Consider the following 16,997-nt stretch of genomic DNA (forward strand, 5'->3'; position numbering starts at 1 on the left):
CCCCTCTGTCAGGAAACCTGAGAGCATCGCGCGGATTTTCGCCCGCGCTTCCCCCTTCGGTGGCCCGACACGCCGACAGGCATAGCGGACGCTTTCCAGAGTGTCTGCCGTGCCGCGGTCCGCTTGCCTGAGAGATTCCGGGGCGGTTGCTCCTTCGGCGCCGGGCAGTTTCCTGCACGAACTCTCCCGCTGGCACGGCCGGGAATCGCTTCCCGGCGACGTGGCCCGGCACTTGCGCGATTCCGCCGGTCCGGTCAATCCGGCGTGAAGGGTCAACGCATGTTGAGCCACAGGAGATAGCAGGCGGACAAGACGATCCACGTCCCGTCGAGCGTCTTGAGCCGCTTCGCGCCGAGCTTTATCGCGATCGGGCGGGCGAGAAAACCGCCCAGCGCCGCGCCCGGCCCGGCCAGCAACACGACCTCCCACTGCATGGTGCCCGCCTCGATATGCCAGAGGCTGCCCGCGATCACGCTGACCGAGGAGATGACGCACGCCGCCCCGGTGCACAGCAGGACGGGATAATGGCGGATGAAGAGATAGAGCGCGACGAGTTCTCCCACACCGACGGAGAAAAGCGCGGTCAGCGCCCCGCCCGGTATCGCCAGCATCATCACCACCGCGAGATCGAGGTGCAGCAGCCGCCCCTGCTCCGCCCGGACGCGGTTGACCGTCCAGGTGCTGGCGATCAGCGCCAGGCCGAGCGCGATCGAGAAGGCCTTGTACGCCATCAGAACGACATGCGGGTCGAATGCCACGGCGCGCTGGACCAGCAGCATGGTCGGCAGCGAAAGCGCGAGGGTCGCGACGACTACGGTGGCGTAATCGCGCGGCCTTACCGCCGCTTCGACAGCCTGCGGCGCGATGGCTGGCTGATGCAGCAGCCGGTCGGTCCAGCGCAGCGCCCCCATGGTCATGCCGAAACTCTGGATGCCCATCGAGACCCCGACGATCTGGAGCGGGTCGAGCCCCATGATCCCCTGGTCGCGCATAGCATTGAAGACGGGGACGAAGACAACGCCGCCGCCGGTGCCGGAAGTGTTGGCGATGATCGCGCCGAGCACACCGATTCCGGGCAGGAACCGCAGCGCGCGCAGCAGGTCGAAATCGACCGGGACGATCGCCCACAAGGCGAGGTAGAGCACGAGCAGCCCGATCCCACCGAGCCATGGCAGGCGATGCGCGGGCAGCGCGCTTAGTCGAGATTGGGCCGTAGCCATCGTTCGGCCGTGGCAATATCGACCCCGCGACGCGCCGCATAGTCCTCCAGCTGGTCGCGGCCGATGCGGGCGACACCGAAATACTGCGATTCCGGGTGCCCGAAATAGAACCCGCTGACCGCCGCGGTCGGCAGCATGGCGAAGTTCTCGGTTAGCGTCAGATCGGTATTCTCCGGCGCATTGAGCAGGTCGAACAGGATCGGCTTGAGCGAATGATCGGGACAGGCGGGATAGCCCGGCGCGGGTCGGATACCGCGATATTCTTCCTTGATCAGCGCGGCATTGGTCAGCTGCTCGCCCGGCGCATAGCCCCACAGATCGGTCCGCACATGCTGGTGCAGCCGTTCGGCGAACGCCTCGGCAAAGCGATCGGCCAGCGCCTTGAGCAGGATATCGGAGTAATCGTCCTTGTCCGCCAGGAAGCGCTGCGAAGGCCCCTCGATCCCGTGGATCGCGACCGCGAAGCCCCCGATCCAGTCGCCGGCAGGATCGATGAAATCGGCGAGGCAGAAATCGGCCCGCCCGCGGCTCTTCTTCACCTGCTGGCGCAGGAAGGGGACGCGCGCGCTTTCCTCGTTCGTGCGGTCGAGATCGGGAACCGGCTGGTTGCCGTAGGTCCCGCCATCGGCGCTGACCCGGTCCTGCGTATGGCGATGGTGGATCACCACGTCGTCGCCATCGCGGTGGCATGGCCACAGTCCCGCGACGCCGCGCGCGGTCAGCCATTTCTCCTCCACGATCCGTTCCAGCATGGCCTGCGCGTCCTTGAACAGGCTGCTTGCTGCCTCGCCCACCACCTCGTCTTCCAGGATCGCGGGGTAGTTGCCGTGCAGCTCCCACGCGCGGAAGAACGGGGTCCAGTCGATGTAATCGACGAGCTCGGCCAGCGACCAGTCGTGATAGACATGCAGGCCCGGCTGCGCGGGAGCCGCAGGCTTGTCCGCCATATTGACCGTGGCCGCGTTCTCACGCGCCTGATCCAGGGTCAGGAGTTCGGACTGCCCCTTGCCCGCGCGCGCGTCGCGGACCTTGGCATATTCGCCCGCCGTGTCGGACACGAAGCCGTCGCGCTGGGTATCGCTCAGCAGGCGGCTGGCGACGCCGACGGCGCGGCTGGCGTCGAGCACGTGGATCACGGGGCCATCGTACGCCGGGTCGATGCGCAGCGCGGTGTGGACCTTGCTGGTGGTCGCGCCGCCGATCAGCAGCGGCATCGACATCTCCGCCGTTTTCATCTCTTCGGCAACGGTCACCATCTCGTCCAGCGAAGGGGTGATGAGGCCCGACAGGCCGATCATGTCGGCGTGGTTCTCGTTCGCGGCCTCCAGGATGGTCGCCCACGGCACCATTACGCCGAGGTCAATCACGTCGTAGCCGTTGCACTGCAACACCACGCCGACGATGTTCTTGCCGATATCGTGAACGTCGCCCTTCACGGTCGCCATCACGATCTTGCCCTTGGCCTTGCGCTCTTCAGGCGCGAGCTTGTCCTTCTCCGCTTCGATGAAGGGGATCAGATGGGCGACCGCCTTCTTCATCACGCGCGCGGATTTCACCACCTGGGGCAGGAACATCTTGCCGCTGCCGAACAGGTCGCCGACGACGTTCATGCCGTCCATCAGCGGGCCCTCGATGACTTCGATCGGGCGTCCACCGCTGTCGGCCAGGGCCTGGCGCGCTTCCTCGGTATCGTCGACCACATGCGCGTCGATGCCCTTGACCAGCGCATGCTCCAGCCGCCGCTCGACCGGCCAGCCGCGCCATTCCTGCGCTTCCTTCTCGGCGCGCGGGTCCTTGCCCTTGTAGCTTTCGGCCAGCGCGATCAGCCGCTCGGTCGCGTCCGGTCGCCGCATCAGAATCACGTCCTCGCACGCCTCGCGCAATTGCGGGTCGATCGCGTCGTACACGTCGAGCTGGCCCGCATTGACGATCGCCATGTCGAGCCCGGCGGGGATCGCGTGATAGAGAAACACCGAATGCATCGCGCGGCGCACGGTCTCGTTGCCGCGGAAACTGAAGGACAGGTTGGAAAGGCCGCCGCTGGTCTTGGCATGCGGGCAGGCGGCCTTGATTTCCTCCACCGCTTCCAGAAAATCGAGGCCGTAGCGGTCGTGTTCCTCGATCCCCGTCGCCACCGCGAAGATGTTGGGATCGAAGATGATGTCTTCCGCCGGGAAGCCGATTCCGGTCAGCAGCTCGTAGGCCCGCTTGCAGATTTCGACCTTGCGGTCCTTCGTATCGGCTTGGCCCGTCTCGTCGAAGGCCATCACGACCACCGCGGCGCCGTAGTCCAGGCATTTGCGGGCGTGTTCCAGGAAAGGCCCCTCGCCTTCCTTCATACTGATCGAATTGACGATCGGCTTGCCGCTCACGCATTTGAGCCCCGCCTCGATCACTTCCCATTTCGAGCTGTCGATCATCACCGGCACGCGCGCGATGTCGGGTTCCGCCGCGATGAGCTTCAGAAAGGTGGTCATCGCGTGCTTCGCGTCGAGCAGCCCCTCGTCCATGTTGACGTCGATCACCTGCGCGCCGTTCTCGACCTGGTCGCGCGCGACCTCCACGGCGGTCGCATAGTCGTCCGCCATGATCAGCTTCTTGAACCGGGCCGAGCCGGTCACATTGGTACGCTCGCCGATATTGACGAAGCGCGAGGAGGCGGATTGGTCGGTCATTCTATCCAGCAAGTCACGCGGCGATCGTGAAGGGTTCGAGGCCGGCGAGGCGCATGCGGTCCTGCCGATCCGGGACCTGACGCGGCGCCAGACCCTCGACCGCTTTCGCGATCGCGGCGATGTGTTCGGGCGTATTGCCGCAGCACCCGCCGAGAATGTTGGCGCGCCCGTTTTCCGCCCACTGGCGCACCAGCGCGGCGGTGGTCTCCGGCTCCTCGTCGTATTCGCCCAACTCGTTTGGCAGGCCCGCATTGGGATAGGCCATCAGCAGTGTATCGGCGATCTGGCTGAGCAGCTGGATATGGGGGCGCAACTGGTCCGCGCCGAAGCTGCAATTGAGCCCCATGGTTACGGGGTCGGCATGGCGCACGACGTTCCAGAACGCCTCCACCGTATGGCCCGACAGGTTGCGCCCCGACAGGTCGGTCAGGGTCAGCGAGATCATCATCGGCACGTCCTTCCCCAGGTCGCGCGCCAGTTCCTTCACCGCCATGATCGCCGCCTTGCAGTTCAGCGTGTCGAACACGGTCTCGATCAGGATCGTGTCCGCCCCGCCCTCGATCAGCGCCTCGGCCTGCTCGCGATAAACCGACTTCATCGTGTCGAAATCGACTTCGCGAAAACCGGGGTCCTCGACATCGGGGCTCAGCGAGAGGGTCTTGTTGGTCGGGCCGACCGCGCCCGCGACGAAGCGCGGCAGGCCGTCCTTCGCCGTCGCCTCGTCGCACACCTCGCGGATGATGCGCGCGGCGGCCCGGTTGATGTCGCCGACCAGATGCTCCGCCCCGTAATCGGCCTGGCTGATGCGGTTCGCGTTGAAGGTGTTGGTCGCCAGCACCCGCGCCCCGGCATCGACGTAGCTGCGACAGATGTCGGCGATCAGCTGGCCTTGCGTCAGATTGACGAGGTCGTTGTTGCCCTTCTGGTCGCGGTTCAGGTCGTAGGTGCCGCGATACCCCTCCTCGCCCAGCTTCGCGCGCTGGATCGCGGTGCCGTATGGCCCGTCCTTGATCAGGATCGCCTTGGCCGCTTCGGCCAGCAAGGTCTCGCGAACGGTGGTCATGCCGCTTCCTTCGGACGCAGGCCGAGCATGTGGCAGATCGCGTAGCTCAGCTCAGCACGGTTGAGGGTGTAGAAATGGAATTGCCGCTCGCCCCCTGCATACAGGCGGCGGCACAGTTCGGCGGCGATGGTGGCGGAGACCAGCTGGCGTGCGGCCGGCCGCTCGTCCAGCCCGTCGAAAAGGCCCGCCATCCACCCGGGAATTGCGGTCCCGCACAGCCCGGCCATGCGCTCGACCGCGGCGAAGCTCATCACCGGCATGATGCCGGGCACGATCTCCCCGTCGATACCCGCCGCGGCGGCACGGTCGCGGAAGCGGAAGAAGCAGTCGGGTTCGAAGAAGAACTGCGTGATCGCGCGCGTCGCCCCCGCATCGAACTTGCGCTTCAGATTGTCGAGATCGGCCTGCTCGTCGGCGGAGTCCGGGTGGACTTCGGGATAGGCACCGACCGAAATCTCGAACGGGCCGACTTCCTTCAGGCCTGCGATCAGCTCCGCCGCATTGGCATAGCCACCCGGATGGGGGGTGTATCTGCTTCCCCCGTCGGGCGGATCGCCGCGCAGCGCCACGATGTGGCGGATGCCGCTTTCCCAGTAATGGCGCGCGACCTCGTCCACCTCCTCGCGCGTCGCCTCCACGCAGGTGAGATGCGCGGCGGCGGGAATGGCGGTCTCGCGGTTGAGGCGCACGACCTGCTCGTGCGTGCGCTCGCGCGTCGACCCTCCCGCGCCGTAGGTGACAGAAACGAAGCGCGGGCCGAGAGGGGCCAGCGTTTCCACGCTTTCCCATAAGGTCTGCGCCATTTTCTCCGTCTTGGGCGGGAAGAACTCGAACGACACCTCGATATCGCCGGGCAGCCCGGAGAACAGCGGATCGCCATGCGCCGTATCGGTTTCGTGCACGGGATCGAGCGGAGCTGGCGCGCGGGTGGTCATCGAGTGGCTACCTTCCTGTCATGCGGCGCGGCGACCGGTCCGCCACGGCGGGTGCCGAGCCAGATCTTCACCACCAGCGCCCCGTCTTCCAGCGCCATCGGTTCGGCGGGCTGAAACCCCGCCTGCTGCAGCATCTCGCGCACGACGCGGTCGGTGAAGCCGAGCCGGGCGTGCTGGAACCGCTCGCGCAAATCCTCCTGCCCGTGCGCGGCGAAATCGACGATCGCGATCCGCCCGCCCGGGCGCAAAACCCGCGCCGCTTCCGCCAGCGCGACCTCCGGCTCCTGCGCGAAATGCAGCACCTGATGCAGCAGGACGGTATCGAAACTGCGCGCGGCAAACGGCAGGGCGGCGAAGTCGCCCTGCACCAGCTCGACGCTTTCGGCCGGCAGATGCTGCAGCTTCGCGCGCGCGACGCGCAGCATCTCGAGGCTCTTGTCGAGCGCGACCATCCGCTCTGCCTCGGGCGCGAAGATTTCGGCCATGCGGCCCGTACCGGTACCGATATCCAGCACTTCGCCCAGTGGCGCGTCGGCAAGCGCGTCGGCCAGCGCGGCCTCGACCGTCGCGTCGTCGCTGTGCCGGCGGCGAAGCTCGTCCCACTCGCGGGCGTAGCTTTCGAACCAGGTCTGCGCCGCATCCTCGCGCGCGGCGCGGATCGCGGCCAGTTGCCGGCGATCCTCTTCGCATTGCACGGCAAAGGCCTCGTCCTCGCGCTCGGCGGTGGCGAGCAGGCGGGCCACGGCGGAACCAAGCGGGAAATCCCCGCTATCGGCAAGCCGCGCACGCAGGAACACCCAACTTCCCTCGCGCCGCCTCTCGGCCAGGCCGCTGTCGCACAGGATCGCGACATGGCGCGAAACGCGCGGCTGGCTCTGCCCCAGCACCTGCGCCAGCTCGCCCACCGCGAGTTCCATCGTGCCGAGCAGCCGCATGGTCCGCAATCGGGTAAGATCGCCCAGCGCGCGCATGATGGCCTCGATCCGCATTCAACGGCACATATAAAGATATCGTTATATGTGCAAGCGAACTTGTCGCCGTCCAGCCAGGCGCGAACACTTCAGGCAGCGGATTTTGTCACGGTCCTGTCACCGGGCGGCGATACGCCATCGCCGTCAGAGGGGCCGGATGATGCGTACCGTCAATATCTTCGTTACCGGGCCGCTGGCCTCCGCAGCGAACGATTTCGAAAGCGACGATGCGCGGTTCCATTTCGCTCCGCTCGACGGGGGTGGACCATTGCAGCTCGCGGACGGTCCCGTCTTCGCCTTCATCGATTGGGTCCTGCCGACCATGTCCGGCCTGGAACTGTGCCGCCGGGTCCGTGCCGACCGGCGGCTGCGCGACGCGCACGTCACCATGGTGCTGGAACAGGACGACGAGAACGACCGGCGCCGGGCGCTGGCCGCGGGGGCCGACGATTACGTGGTCGGCCCGCTCGATCGCAACGGCGTGCTGGACCGAATCCTGGCCCTGCAATCGGCGCGGCCCCATCGCTCGGGCAACGAGATCGTGGAGCTCGGCCCGCTAACCATCGACCGGGTCGCGATGATGGCCCGCTGGAACGACACGCGGCTGGCGCTGCGGCCCAACGAGTTTCGCTTGCTGCGCTTCTTCGCCGAGAACGCCGACCGGGTCCTCACCCGGCGCGAGCTTATAGAGGGGCTGGGCAAACAAGAACAGCCGCTGGACGAACGAACCGTCGATGTCTGGATCGGTCGGCTGCGTAAGGCGCTTAAGGCAGCCGGTGCGGGCGATCCGCTGCGCACCATCCGTTCGGTCGGGTACGTCTTCGACGCCAGCTAGCCAGGCGTCGCGATCGACCGGGCCGGAGCGGGGAAAGAACCCACTCCGGCGCCGGTCGATGCGCCGGTTTCAGAACTTGGCCGACAGGGACAACGCAAGCCGTGTGCCCACGTCCCAAGAGTTGTACTCTATCCGTGCATCTTCGGACTTCTGGAACTCTTCGTGGTCCGTGCCGAAGATGTTGCGTGCCTCGAATTTCGCCTCCAGCTCGGTGCCGAAAACGCTGAATCCCTCGCGCCATACGAAATCGACTTGCAGGCCCGGCTTCTCGATCACGTCGGGCTGGGGCGTGCTGCCGTTCAGCCCGCGCGCAACCACGCGGTTGCTGGCATAGGACAGCAGGATCGTCTGTTGTGACAGCCGGTCCTCGTCCTCCAGTCCGAGCTGGAAGTTCACGATGTGATCGGACTGGCCCGTCAGCGGCGAGCCGTCGCGGAAATAGTCCGTCGCATTGCTCGACGCAGCACCGTAAATCGCGGTCGTATCTCCGGCCTCAACCGAGATGTTCGACTGTGTATAGGTGTAGTTGCCGATCACCACCGCACGCCGGGTCGAGAGCATTCCGCCCATCTCGCTGAGGTCGAAATACTTCACCAGCTCCAGCTCGGCCCCGTACAGGTCGGCACTGGGTGCATTGGCGTAAGAGACGACGAAATCCCCGCCGAAGAAGCTGACATAGGCCTCGATCGGGTTCTCGATCCGCTTGTAGAAACCGGACACTGACAATCGCTGCTCCGGCGCGTAATACCATTCGAACCGTGCCTCGGCATTGTAGAGCTGGCTGTCCACCAGCAGCGGGTTGCCGAGATAGGGCTGGTTCGATTCCGGATCGTAGTAGGGCTGCGCGATCAGTTCGCGGAATTGCGGACGGGCGATCGTCTTCGACGCATTGAGACGGATTTGCTTGCCGCCGTCTAGGTCGAAGGTCAACGTCGCGGCCGGCAACCAATAACTGCGATCGAGCTGCGTCGGCGGGATCGAAGGCGGAACCGAAACGAAGGTCTCGACCGGTGTGGTGGTCTGCGTCGCGTCTTCGTAGCGCACGCCGGCATCGAGCGAGATCGTATCGCCGAACAGGAAGTTGCCCTTCAGGTAACCGGCCGCGATTTCCAGCTCCGCATCGAAGACGGGCGTCCCCGGATCGGTCTCGATCAGTTCCAGCCCGTTCCCGTTATTCGCATCGACGAAGGCGGGATCTGTCAGTGTCGCGACCAGCAGATCGGGCCGCAGCAGCCCGATACCGCCGATGACGTTCGCATCTCCAAGGAAGGTGTTGGGCGCGAGGAGCAGGAAATTGCGGCGCGAGCTGCGGCGCTTCGTATCGGAATAAGCACCGCCCGCCGTGATGGTGACGCTCGGCGCGAGGTTGTAGGTTAGGTCGAGGCCGCCGGAATACAGATCCTCGTTGAGGTCGGAGAAGGCGATCTCGCCATCGCCGCCATTTCCGTTGTTGAGCCGGTTGACGAAATACTGCCCGAACGGATCGGCCTCGGCATTCGAACGGTCGTATTCGAAGGTGATCTCGTCCGGCGCTTCGCGCTGCGTGTTGGCGTAGCCGCCGCGAACCTCGAGGCCGAAAATCTCCGAGAGGCGGAATTCGCCGACCAGCTGGGTGTCGATCAGTTGACGCTCGTACCATGCCGTACGCTGGCGCAGGAAGTCGGTGTCGCCGCGCTGGGCCGGTCGCTGCCCGAGCGAGAGGCCCGCCTTCTTGATGGTGTCGTGAATATAGAGATTGGTCCAGCGAACGCGGCTGTCGCCGAATTCCAGACCGAAGCCGAGCAGGCCGTTGATCGTCGTCTTCTGATCGGTCGTGACGTTCAGGAAATCGCTTTCGATCGAGGCGAGGTTCGCGCTCGAGGAACGCTGCTGCCGGATCGTACGGGTAAGGAAGGAATTGCTGTATCCCGCAGCCGCGATCACACCGAGGTCCATCGCCCCGACCGGGAAAGTCTTGCCCGCCGACAGGCTGGCGGAGCCGTTGACCGGGGTATCGTTCATCTTCTGAACGACGGTATTCTTAAAGGTGATCAGCTGGCGCGCGATGGCGGTGGAATCGACCGGATCGGTGCCGAACAGCAGCCCTTGGTCGAAATAGTCCTGCAAGCCCGGCGGAACCTTGCGGTTGCCGTTGTCGTACCCGGTCCAGTCGCTGTCGCTACCGTAGTAGGTATAGCCGAGATTGCCGGTCGTGTAGGTGTCGCCCGATATGCCGCCGCCGATGGTGAGGAAGGGTTCGTCGGGTGTAGCCTTGGTCGTCAGGTTGATGACGCCGCCGCCGAATTCTCCCGGAAAGTTCGCCGAATAGCTCTTCTGCACGAGGGAGGACGCGACGATCCCGGTGGGGAACAGATCGAGCGGGACGACGCGCTTGAGCGGCTCGGGGCTCGGCAGGGGCGAACCGTTGAGCAGGGCCAGCGAATACCGATCGCCCAGGCCACGGACGTAGACGAAGCCGCTGCCGACGACGCTGAGGCCGGTCACGCGGCTGAGCGCGCCCGCGATGTCGCCCTCGCCGGTTCGCGCGATATCCGCACTGGAAAGGATCGAGACCACCTGGTCCGACGAGCGCATGACGTTGCGGTCGCGGCGACCGGTAACGACGATAACGTTACTCTGACCGGGTACGGAAACCTCGACTTCCTCGTCCTGCGGGACAGGCTCGGGCTGGTCGCCCTGATCGGTCGGAATGTCCGCTTGCGGGGCGGAGCTGGTGGTGGCCGGATCGGTCTGCGCGTGCGCAAGAGCCGGACACGTCAAGGCAGTGGTCAGCAGCAGCACGCCCGCGACCCGCGATGTGGTGGACATCTGGTTTCCCCTCATTCGATACGAAAACCGGGGGCAGCCACGCTGGCGGCCGCCCCCGGGGTCAGTGGCGGCTACCTCAGGTGGTCGGCAGCGAGGTGCAGGCGCTCGAGCTCGTCCCGAAATTCGCGTAGGACGAGCTGCAGGTCCAGCCGGTGTACCAGCTGTTGTTCTCGTCCCAGGCGACACCGATCCGATACGGAGTCGGCATGGCGGAGAAGAAGCTCGAACCGCTCAGCGTGGTGTTGAGCGCGTCGGGATCGGTGGTGGTCACGCCGTTCTCGTTCGCGCCGTTCACGAAGCCGGTCAGCGAGTTGGTGAAGTCCGAATTGTTGTTGTTCGAACCCGATCCGAAGGCCGTGGCCACCTGCGCTGCGGTGTACGGCGCAGCACCGCTGCCATCGCCGATGAACTTGGCGTCACCGGTGCCCGAGCACTGCAGGACCACGGAACGCGCAGTCAGAGTCGCCCGGTTGGCCGCACTGGTGTTCGACGTCAGCCGGATACACTCGTTGTTCGGCGTGATGATCGCACCGTTGTAGAGCGTCACGTCCGCATTGCCGCGGAACAGCACGCTCGCCTTGTCAGCGCCTTCATTGTTGGCACTCGTCTGCGGCTGGTACCCGAGGAAGTTCGAGACCCTGAGATCGGTGCGCGGGGTATCGCCCTCGAGCCCGTTGGAGTCGATTTCCATCAGCGCGTCGCCCTGCCCGGGGCGCTGCCACAGCAGCACGTATTGCAGGTTGGCGCGTGCGCCCGTGTCGACGTCGAGGCTGTCGTCGTCGGCGCCGGTTGCGACGTAATACTTCATGTTGACCACACCGCCGAAGAACTCGGTACCGTCGTCGGAGCTGTTGTGCGACTGGAAGTGATCGAGCTGCGTGCCCGAACCGATCCCCGACGGGGTCAGCGACTGCAATTCCTTGTCCGCAGACAGGACGAAGCCGGAATAGCGGATCTGGAAGTAGCTCATGGTGCCGGCGTTGTAGGTATCGTCGTTGCCGCCGAAGAGGGCCGGGTTGACCGCGCCTTCCGTGCCGCGCTCACACGTGTTGGAAGCCACCGAGCCCTGCGTACAGTCGGTGATGCGACCGCGGCCGAGCAGCACCACACCGCCCCACTGGCCGATCGAGGAATCGATGTTGAGACCGGCCACGTTGTCCTGGCTGGTGAAGACGATCGGCTGGGTTGCGGTGCCGACGGCGTTGATCTTGTTGCCGCGGTTGACCGCGATCCACGCCTGGCCGCTGCTGGCATACAGGATGACGCCCGGATCGATCGTCAGAGTGACGTTGGTGTCGGCCGTCAGCGGCGCTTGGGTGCAGCCGATCGTGGTCGAGGTGTAGGGCGCAGCCGCGGTCGGAGCGCTGAAGCCACCGTCGCAACCGACGTCGACGCGGCCGGGGATGACGTAGAGCAGTCCGTTGATCTTGGGCAGCGTCACGCTCTTCCCGATACGGCTCGGCAGTTCGCACTTGCGATATTCGCCGGTCGGGCCGGTGATCGTGCCGGTATTGGCCAGGACCACGCTGCCATCGTTGGTCAGGGTCGGGCAGGCACCTGCCGGTGTCACCAGCGTGCTGGTGGGCGGCGGCGGCGGCGGCGGCGGTGCGGGCGTGGTAATGTCGATGTCGACATTGCCGGAAGTGCCCGGCGAGGCGACTTCGTCGGCCCCGCACGCGGTCAAGACAGCGAGGCCGCAGCCGAGCACGATAGTGCGTTTGATATGCTTCACGGTTGGATTCCCCTCAATTGGTCGAAGGACTCGACAGGCGCAGCGCTCGCGCCGCATCTCCGTGAACTAGGCGCGGCTTGTGACAGTTTATTTTCCGAATGGACCGCGCCGCCGAAGATTTTTCCGGCAAAAACATGACATTCGTGACACGCCCGAGTTTCAGCGGGATGGCCGTTACGACCCCGATACTCGGAACGCCCCCGCCAAGTTGCGGGAAACCAAAGCCGAGCCCGGGCGCCGTCAATGACGTATTTATGACATCATGACGTTTTTGTTGCAGTTGCGGGTCAGGAGAGTCATTTTCGCTTTCGATAAAGCGTGGGAGAAAGATGATGATCACTTCTGTTGTAGCTACGATGCTGCTGGCACAGGCGGCCGGCAGCGGATCCGACCGTATCGAGGTCGCGTATGACGAACTGTCCGCGAACCGGAACGCCACCGCTATCAGCAAGATGGAACGCATCGACGACGGGATGGAAGATAGCGCCGCGCGGCTCATCAACCTAGGCATTGCCTATGCCCGTGCCGGGGATACCGACCGTGCTCGCGACCTGTTCACCCGCGCTGCGCGAGCCGAGCGGTATGATCTGGAAACCGCGGAAGGCGAATGGGTCGATTCGCGCAAGCTGGCGCTTCAGGCACTGGCCTCGCTCGACCGGGGCGATTTTCATACGGTTCGAACCGCGTCGCGCTAATTTGCAATCGCGTGGGCGGTTAACCCGGCGCGCGGCAAATGTGCGCTTTCGGGACTGATACTCGTTTGCTGGTGACGGTCGAGGTACGTATGTGTACCGAACCGGTCCATGCCCGACGCAAGTTTTCCGCGGCCATGACCGCGATCCGGCCGCTCACGCATCTCGAACGCCTCGAAGCGGAGGCGATCCATATCATCCGCGAAGTCGCCGCCGAGGCGGAACGGCCTGTGATGCTGTATTCCGTGGGCAAGGACAGCGCGGTGATGCTGCATCTCGCCCGCAAGGCCTTCTACCCCGCCCCGCCGCCGTTCCCGCTGCTGCATGTCGACACGACCTGGAAATTCCGGGCGATGTACGAATTGCGCGACCGGATGGCCGAAAAGACCGGGATGGAATTGCTGGTGCACCAGAACCCGGAAGCGAAGGAGCGGGGGATCAACCCGTTCGACCACGGTTCGCTGCATACGGACATGTGGAAAACCGAAGGGCTGAAGCAGGCGCTGAGCATGTATGGCTTCGATGCGGCCTTCGGCGGCGCGCGGCGCGATGAAGAGAAGAGCCGCGCGAAGGAGCGCATCTTTTCTTTCCGTACAGCCAGCCACGGCTGGGACCCCAAAAGCCAGCGCCCCGAATTGTGGAACCTCTACAACGCGCGCAAGAACAAGGGGGAGAGCATCCGCGTCTTCCCGATCAGCAACTGGACCGAGCTGGACGTGTGGCAATACATCCAGCTCGAAGGGATAGAGATCGTGCCGCTCTATTTCGCGGCGGAGCGTCCCACGGTGGAGCGCGACGGCATGCTGCTGATGGTAGACGACGATCGCTTCCCGCTAAACGATGGCGAGGAGCCCGTGATGCGTTCGGTCCGCTTCCGCACGCTCGGATGCTATCCCCTGACCGGTGCTGTCGAAAGCACCGCCGCCACGCTGTCCGAAGTCATTCAGGAAACCCTGCTGACCACCACCAGCGAGCGACAGGGCCGCGCGATCGACAAGGATGCAGGCGGTGCCGGCATGGAAGTGAAGAAGCAGCAGGGTTATTTCTGACATGAGCGAGCCGATCTACCGGACCGACGCGCTGATCGCCGAGGATATCGATTCCTACCTCGAGCGGCACCAGCACAAGACCATGCTGCGCTTCATCACCTGCGGCAGCGTGGACGATGGCAAGTCGACCCTGATCGGTCGTCTGCTCTACGATTCGAAGATGATCTTCGAGGATCAGCTCGCCGCGTTGGAGGACGACAGCAAGCGGGTCGGTACGCAGGGACAGGACATCGACTTCGCCCTGCTGGTCGACGGCCTCGCCGCCGAGCGCGAACAGGGCATCACGATCGACGTCGCCTATCGGTTCTTCAATACAGAGAACCGCAAGTTCATCGTCGCCGACTGCCCGGGACACGAACAGTACACGCGCAACATGGTTACCGGTGCGTCGACCGCGGACCTGGCGGTGATCCTGATCGATGCGCGCAAGGGCGTGCTGGTCCAGACCCGGCGCCACAGCTATCTGTGCCACCTGCTGGGCATTCGCCACATCGTGCTGGCGGTCAACAAGATGGACCTGGTCGACTATTCGCAGGAAACCTTCGAACAGATCCGCGCCGATTACGCCGAATTCGCGCAAGGCATCGGGATCGAGAATTTTACCGCAATCCCGATCTCCGGTTTCCGCGGCGACAACATCACTACCGCACCATCGGACAACACCCCCTGGTATGATGGCCCGAGCCTGATCGAGCATCTCGAAGCGGTGGAGGTCAGTTCCGAGGTGGAAGGGGCGAAGCCGTTCCGCATGCCGGTTCAATGGGTAAACCGACCCAATCTCGACTTCCGCGGTTTCGCCGGCCTCGTCGCCTCTGGCACCGTCGCGCCGGGCGACAGGGTACGCGTGCTTCCGTCGGGCAAGACCACCACGGTCGCGCGCGTGGTGGCGATGCCCGATGCCGACAGCTCGGAAGACCGTGACGGAGCGATGGCGGGGGAATCAACCACCATCACCTTCGCCGACGAGATCGACTGTTCGCGCGGCGACGTGATCGCGGATGCCGACGATCCGCCCCAGACCGCCGACCAGTTCGAAGCGACCTTCGTCTGGCTGTCCGACGAAGACCTGCATGTCGGGCGCGCCTATTGGCTGAAGCTCGGCACGCAGACCGTCTCGGCCACGGTGCAGGAGCCGAAATACGAGATCAACGTCAACACCATGGCCCAACTGGCCGCCAAGACGCTGTCTCTCAATGCGATCGGCGTCGCGGAGATGCACACCGACCGATCGATCGTGTTCGAGCCGTATCAGGACAATCCGGCGCTCGGCGGCTTCATCCTGATCGACAAGATCACCAATGCGACCGTCGCGGCGGGGATGATCAATTTCAGCCTGCGCCGCGCGCAGAACGTGCACTGGCAGCCGACCGACGTTACCCGGCGCGAGCGCGCCAACCTGAAAAACCAGACACCCAAGGTCCTCTGGTTCACGGGCCTTTCGGGCTCGGGCAAATCGACCATCGCCAACGAAGTCGAAAAGAAGCTCGCGCTGATGAACCGGCACACCTTCCTGCTCGACGGCGACAATATCCGCCACGGGCTGAACAAGGACCTCGGTTTCACCGAGGCGGATCGGATCGAGAACATCCGGCGGATCGGCGAGGTGTCGAAGCTGATGGCCGATGCCGGGTTGATCGTCCTGACCGCCTTCATCAGCCCGTTCCGTGCGGAGCGCGAGATGGTGCGAGAGATGCTGGCCGATGGCGAGTTCGTCGAAATCTTTGTCGACACGCCGCTGGAAGTGGCCGAGGCGCGCGACGAGAAGGGCCTTTATAAAAAGGCCCGAAGCGGGACGTTGAAGAATTTCACCGGCATAGACAGCCCGTATGAGGAGCCACAGACCCCCGATATTACGGTAAACACGGTTGAGATGTCGGCGGAAGAAGCCGCAGACTACATCGTGCAGCGGCTCATGCCGCTTAAATAGCGGCCGATAGCAGGGGGCGACATGTTTCTTTTCAAAGGTAGGGAAGCCCATTCCCGCTCACTGGTCAAGGCGATCAGCTGGCGGCTGTTGGGCAGTCTCGACACCTTCATCCTGGGGTTCATCTTCACAGGCAGCGCACGTGCCGCAGGGGCCATCGCAGGGACCGAGGTGCTGACCAAGATGGTGCTCTACTATCTGCACGAGCGAGCCTGGGCCGGGGTCAACTGGGGGTTCCAGAAACCGGTCGAAGAGGCACCCCCTGCCGATCGCCAGGCGACGCTCCAAGAGGGAACCGGACTGCGATGACCGATGCCGAACTGGCCGCCCATCTCGCGCGCGAGGCGGGTCGCATTCTCCTGACGGTGCGCGAAAGCGGGATGTTCGAAGGCAAGGCGCTGGGCAAGGCGGGCGACCAGACCGCGAACCAGTTCCTGGTCCATGCTTTGCGGCAGCAGCGGCCCGGCGACGGACTGCTATCCGAAGAAAGCAAGGATACGCCCGAGCGGCTGGATATCGAACGTGTGTGGATCGTCGATCCGGTGGACGGCACGCGCGAATACGGTGAGAAGCGCGCCGACTGGGCGGTGCATGTCGGCCTTTCCATCAACCGTGTAGCAAGCGTCGGCGCGGTCGCGTTGCCGGGTTGCGACGCGGTGCTGCGCAGCGATCAACCGGCGGTGGTTGCATCTGCACCCGAGCGCCTGCGTATGGCCGTCAGCCGGACCCGACCTGCCGCCGAAGCGACGGCGGTGGCCGAACGCCTGAGCGCGGAACTGGTACCGATGGGCAGCGCGGGAGCGAAGGCGATGGCCATCATTCGCGGGGAGGCGGACATCTATCTCCACTCGGGCGGTCAGTTCGAATGGGACAGCTGCGCGCCGGTCGCCGTGGCGCTGGCGCACGGTCTGCACTGTTCGCGTATCGACGGCAGCCCGCTGGTCTACAACCAGCGCGATACTTACCTGCCGGACCTGCTCATCTGCCGCCCCGAACATGCCGAGCGGGTGCTTGGCGAAGTTGCGGGTTTGCCGGCGGACAAGCGCACGGCGTAGCCCCGCGCCGGCGGCTCGACCGGCAACGCCCCACTGCC

At 64.8% G+C, this 16,997-nt stretch carries 14 protein-coding genes and 1 riboswitch; of the genes, 6 read left to right on the forward strand and 8 right to left on the reverse strand.

What is annotated here, in order from left to right:
- Window positions 1–105 precede the first annotated feature (105 nt).
- A riboswitch (glycine riboswitch) is annotated at window positions 106–200 on the reverse strand.
- Between the two features lie 72 nt (window positions 201–272).
- The 5 genes from MKP08_RS01195 to MKP08_RS01215 are packed head-to-tail and all read right to left on the reverse strand — an operon-like array spanning window position 273 to window position 6,882.
- Window positions 273–1,220, reverse strand: coding sequence for a sulfite exporter TauE/SafE family protein (locus MKP08_RS01195; protein WP_241554553.1), 948 nt, complete (start codon window positions 1,218–1,220; stop codon window positions 273–275).
- Entirely contained in the window at window positions 1,196–3,895 is a 2,700-nt protein-coding gene (gene metH / locus MKP08_RS01200; protein WP_241554554.1) for a methionine synthase, read from the reverse strand. Before metH ends, MKP08_RS01195 begins: the two co-directional genes overlap by 25 nt.
- 13 nt (window positions 3,896–3,908) lie before the next feature.
- Entirely contained in the window at window positions 3,909–4,958 is a 1,050-nt protein-coding gene (locus MKP08_RS01205) for a homocysteine S-methyltransferase family protein (RefSeq protein ID WP_241554555.1), read from the reverse strand.
- The gene (gene metF, locus MKP08_RS01210) at window positions 4,955–5,893 is read right to left on the reverse strand and encodes a methylenetetrahydrofolate reductase [NAD(P)H] (protein ID WP_241554556.1); all 939 of its coding nucleotides are present in this window, start codon (window positions 5,891–5,893) and stop codon (window positions 4,955–4,957) included. Before metF ends, MKP08_RS01205 begins: the two co-directional genes overlap by 4 nt.
- Window positions 5,890–6,882, reverse strand: coding sequence for a metalloregulator ArsR/SmtB family transcription factor (locus MKP08_RS01215; RefSeq protein ID WP_241554557.1), 993 nt, complete (start codon window positions 6,880–6,882; stop codon window positions 5,890–5,892). Before MKP08_RS01215 ends, metF begins: the two co-directional genes overlap by 4 nt.
- Window positions 6,883–7,021: 139 nt before the next feature.
- On the opposite strand from MKP08_RS01215, the gene MKP08_RS01220 reads away from it, so the two are divergent.
- On the forward strand, window positions 7,022–7,699 hold the full coding sequence (locus MKP08_RS01220) for a response regulator transcription factor (RefSeq protein WP_306300106.1): 678 nt from the start codon (window positions 7,022–7,024) through the stop codon (window positions 7,697–7,699).
- Window positions 7,700–7,768: 69 nt separating this feature from the next.
- On the opposite strand, the gene MKP08_RS01225 is transcribed toward MKP08_RS01220, so the two are convergent.
- From MKP08_RS01225 to MKP08_RS01235, 3 genes are all read right to left on the reverse strand, one after another.
- A complete protein-coding gene (locus MKP08_RS01225) occupies window positions 7,769–10,507 on the reverse strand; it encodes a TonB-dependent receptor domain-containing protein (RefSeq protein ID WP_241554558.1) in 2,739 nt (912 codons plus the stop codon).
- 76 nt (window positions 10,508–10,583) lie between these two features.
- Complete coding sequence (locus tag MKP08_RS01230) at window positions 10,584–12,239, reverse strand: hypothetical protein (RefSeq protein WP_241554559.1); 1,656 nt, start codon at window positions 12,237–12,239, stop codon at window positions 10,584–10,586.
- 13 nt (window positions 12,240–12,252) lie between these two features.
- Window positions 12,253–12,579 (reverse strand): hypothetical protein, encoded by a 327-nt coding sequence (locus tag MKP08_RS01235; RefSeq protein ID WP_241554560.1) that lies wholly within the window; start codon window positions 12,577–12,579, stop codon window positions 12,253–12,255.
- Between MKP08_RS01235 and MKP08_RS01240 the strand changes: the two genes are divergently transcribed.
- From MKP08_RS01240 to MKP08_RS01260, 5 genes are all read left to right on the forward strand, one after another.
- On the forward strand, window positions 12,569–12,934 hold the full coding sequence (locus MKP08_RS01240; RefSeq protein WP_241554561.1) for a hypothetical protein: 366 nt from the start codon (window positions 12,569–12,571) through the stop codon (window positions 12,932–12,934). The genes MKP08_RS01235 and MKP08_RS01240 overlap by 11 nt on opposite strands.
- A gap of 134 nt (window positions 12,935–13,068) precedes the next feature.
- Window positions 13,069–13,980 carry a sulfate adenylyltransferase subunit CysD gene (gene cysD / locus MKP08_RS01245; protein WP_241555498.1) on the forward strand — a complete coding sequence of 304 codons (912 nt, stop codon included), beginning with the start codon at window positions 13,069–13,071 and terminating at the stop codon, window positions 13,978–13,980.
- A 1-nt stretch (window position 13,981) separates the two neighbouring features.
- Entirely contained in the window at window positions 13,982–15,907 is a 1,926-nt protein-coding gene (gene cysN, locus MKP08_RS01250) for a sulfate adenylyltransferase subunit CysN (protein WP_241554562.1), read from the forward strand.
- Between the two features lie 21 nt (window positions 15,908–15,928).
- Window positions 15,929–16,213, forward strand: coding sequence for a DUF2061 domain-containing protein (locus MKP08_RS01255; RefSeq protein WP_215227359.1), 285 nt, complete (start codon window positions 15,929–15,931; stop codon window positions 16,211–16,213).
- Complete coding sequence (locus MKP08_RS01260) at window positions 16,210–16,959, forward strand: 3'(2'),5'-bisphosphate nucleotidase CysQ (RefSeq protein ID WP_241554563.1); 750 nt, start codon at window positions 16,210–16,212, stop codon at window positions 16,957–16,959. The genes MKP08_RS01255 and MKP08_RS01260 overlap by 4 nt, the downstream gene beginning before the upstream one ends.
- Window positions 16,960–16,997 lie beyond the last annotated feature (38 nt).

Origin of the sequence: Erythrobacter sp. LQ02-29 (assembly GCF_022576075.2) — a bacterium.
Classification (GTDB): domain Bacteria; phylum Pseudomonadota; class Alphaproteobacteria; order Sphingomonadales; family Sphingomonadaceae; genus Alteriqipengyuania.

Bases quoted from the DNA above. Each gene is read 5' to 3' on its own strand.
- MKP08_RS01255 (WP_215227359.1), top strand. From the start codon at position 15,929: ATGTTTCTTTTCAAAGGTAGGGAAGCCCATTCCCGCTCACTGGTCAAG.
- MKP08_RS01225 (WP_241554558.1), bottom strand. From the start codon at position 10,507: ATGTCCACCACATCGCGGGTCGCGGGCGTGCTGCTGCTGACCACTGCC.
- MKP08_RS01195 (WP_241554553.1), bottom strand. From the start codon at position 1,220: ATGGCTACGGCCCAATCTCGACTAAGCGCGCTGCCCGCGCATCGCCTG.
- metF (WP_241554556.1), bottom strand. From the start codon at position 5,893: ATGACCACCCGCGCGCCAGCTCCGCTCGATCCCGTGCACGAAACCGAT.
- cysN (WP_241554562.1), top strand. From the start codon at position 13,982: ATGAGCGAGCCGATCTACCGGACCGACGCGCTGATCGCCGAGGATATC.
- MKP08_RS01260 (WP_241554563.1), top strand. From the start codon at position 16,210: ATGACCGATGCCGAACTGGCCGCCCATCTCGCGCGCGAGGCGGGTCGC.
- MKP08_RS01205 (WP_241554555.1), bottom strand. From the start codon at position 4,958: ATGACCACCGTTCGCGAGACCTTGCTGGCCGAAGCGGCCAAGGCGATC.
- MKP08_RS01240 (WP_241554561.1), top strand. From the start codon at position 12,569: ATGATGATCACTTCTGTTGTAGCTACGATGCTGCTGGCACAGGCGGCC.
- MKP08_RS01220 (WP_306300106.1), top strand. From the start codon at position 7,022: ATGATGCGTACCGTCAATATCTTCGTTACCGGGCCGCTGGCCTCCGCA.
- metH (WP_241554554.1), bottom strand. From the start codon at position 3,895: ATGACCGACCAATCCGCCTCCTCGCGCTTCGTCAATATCGGCGAGCGT.
- cysD (WP_241555498.1), top strand. From the start codon at position 13,069: ATGACCGCGATCCGGCCGCTCACGCATCTCGAACGCCTCGAAGCGGAG.
- MKP08_RS01215 (WP_241554557.1), bottom strand. From the start codon at position 6,882: ATGCGGATCGAGGCCATCATGCGCGCGCTGGGCGATCTTACCCGATTG.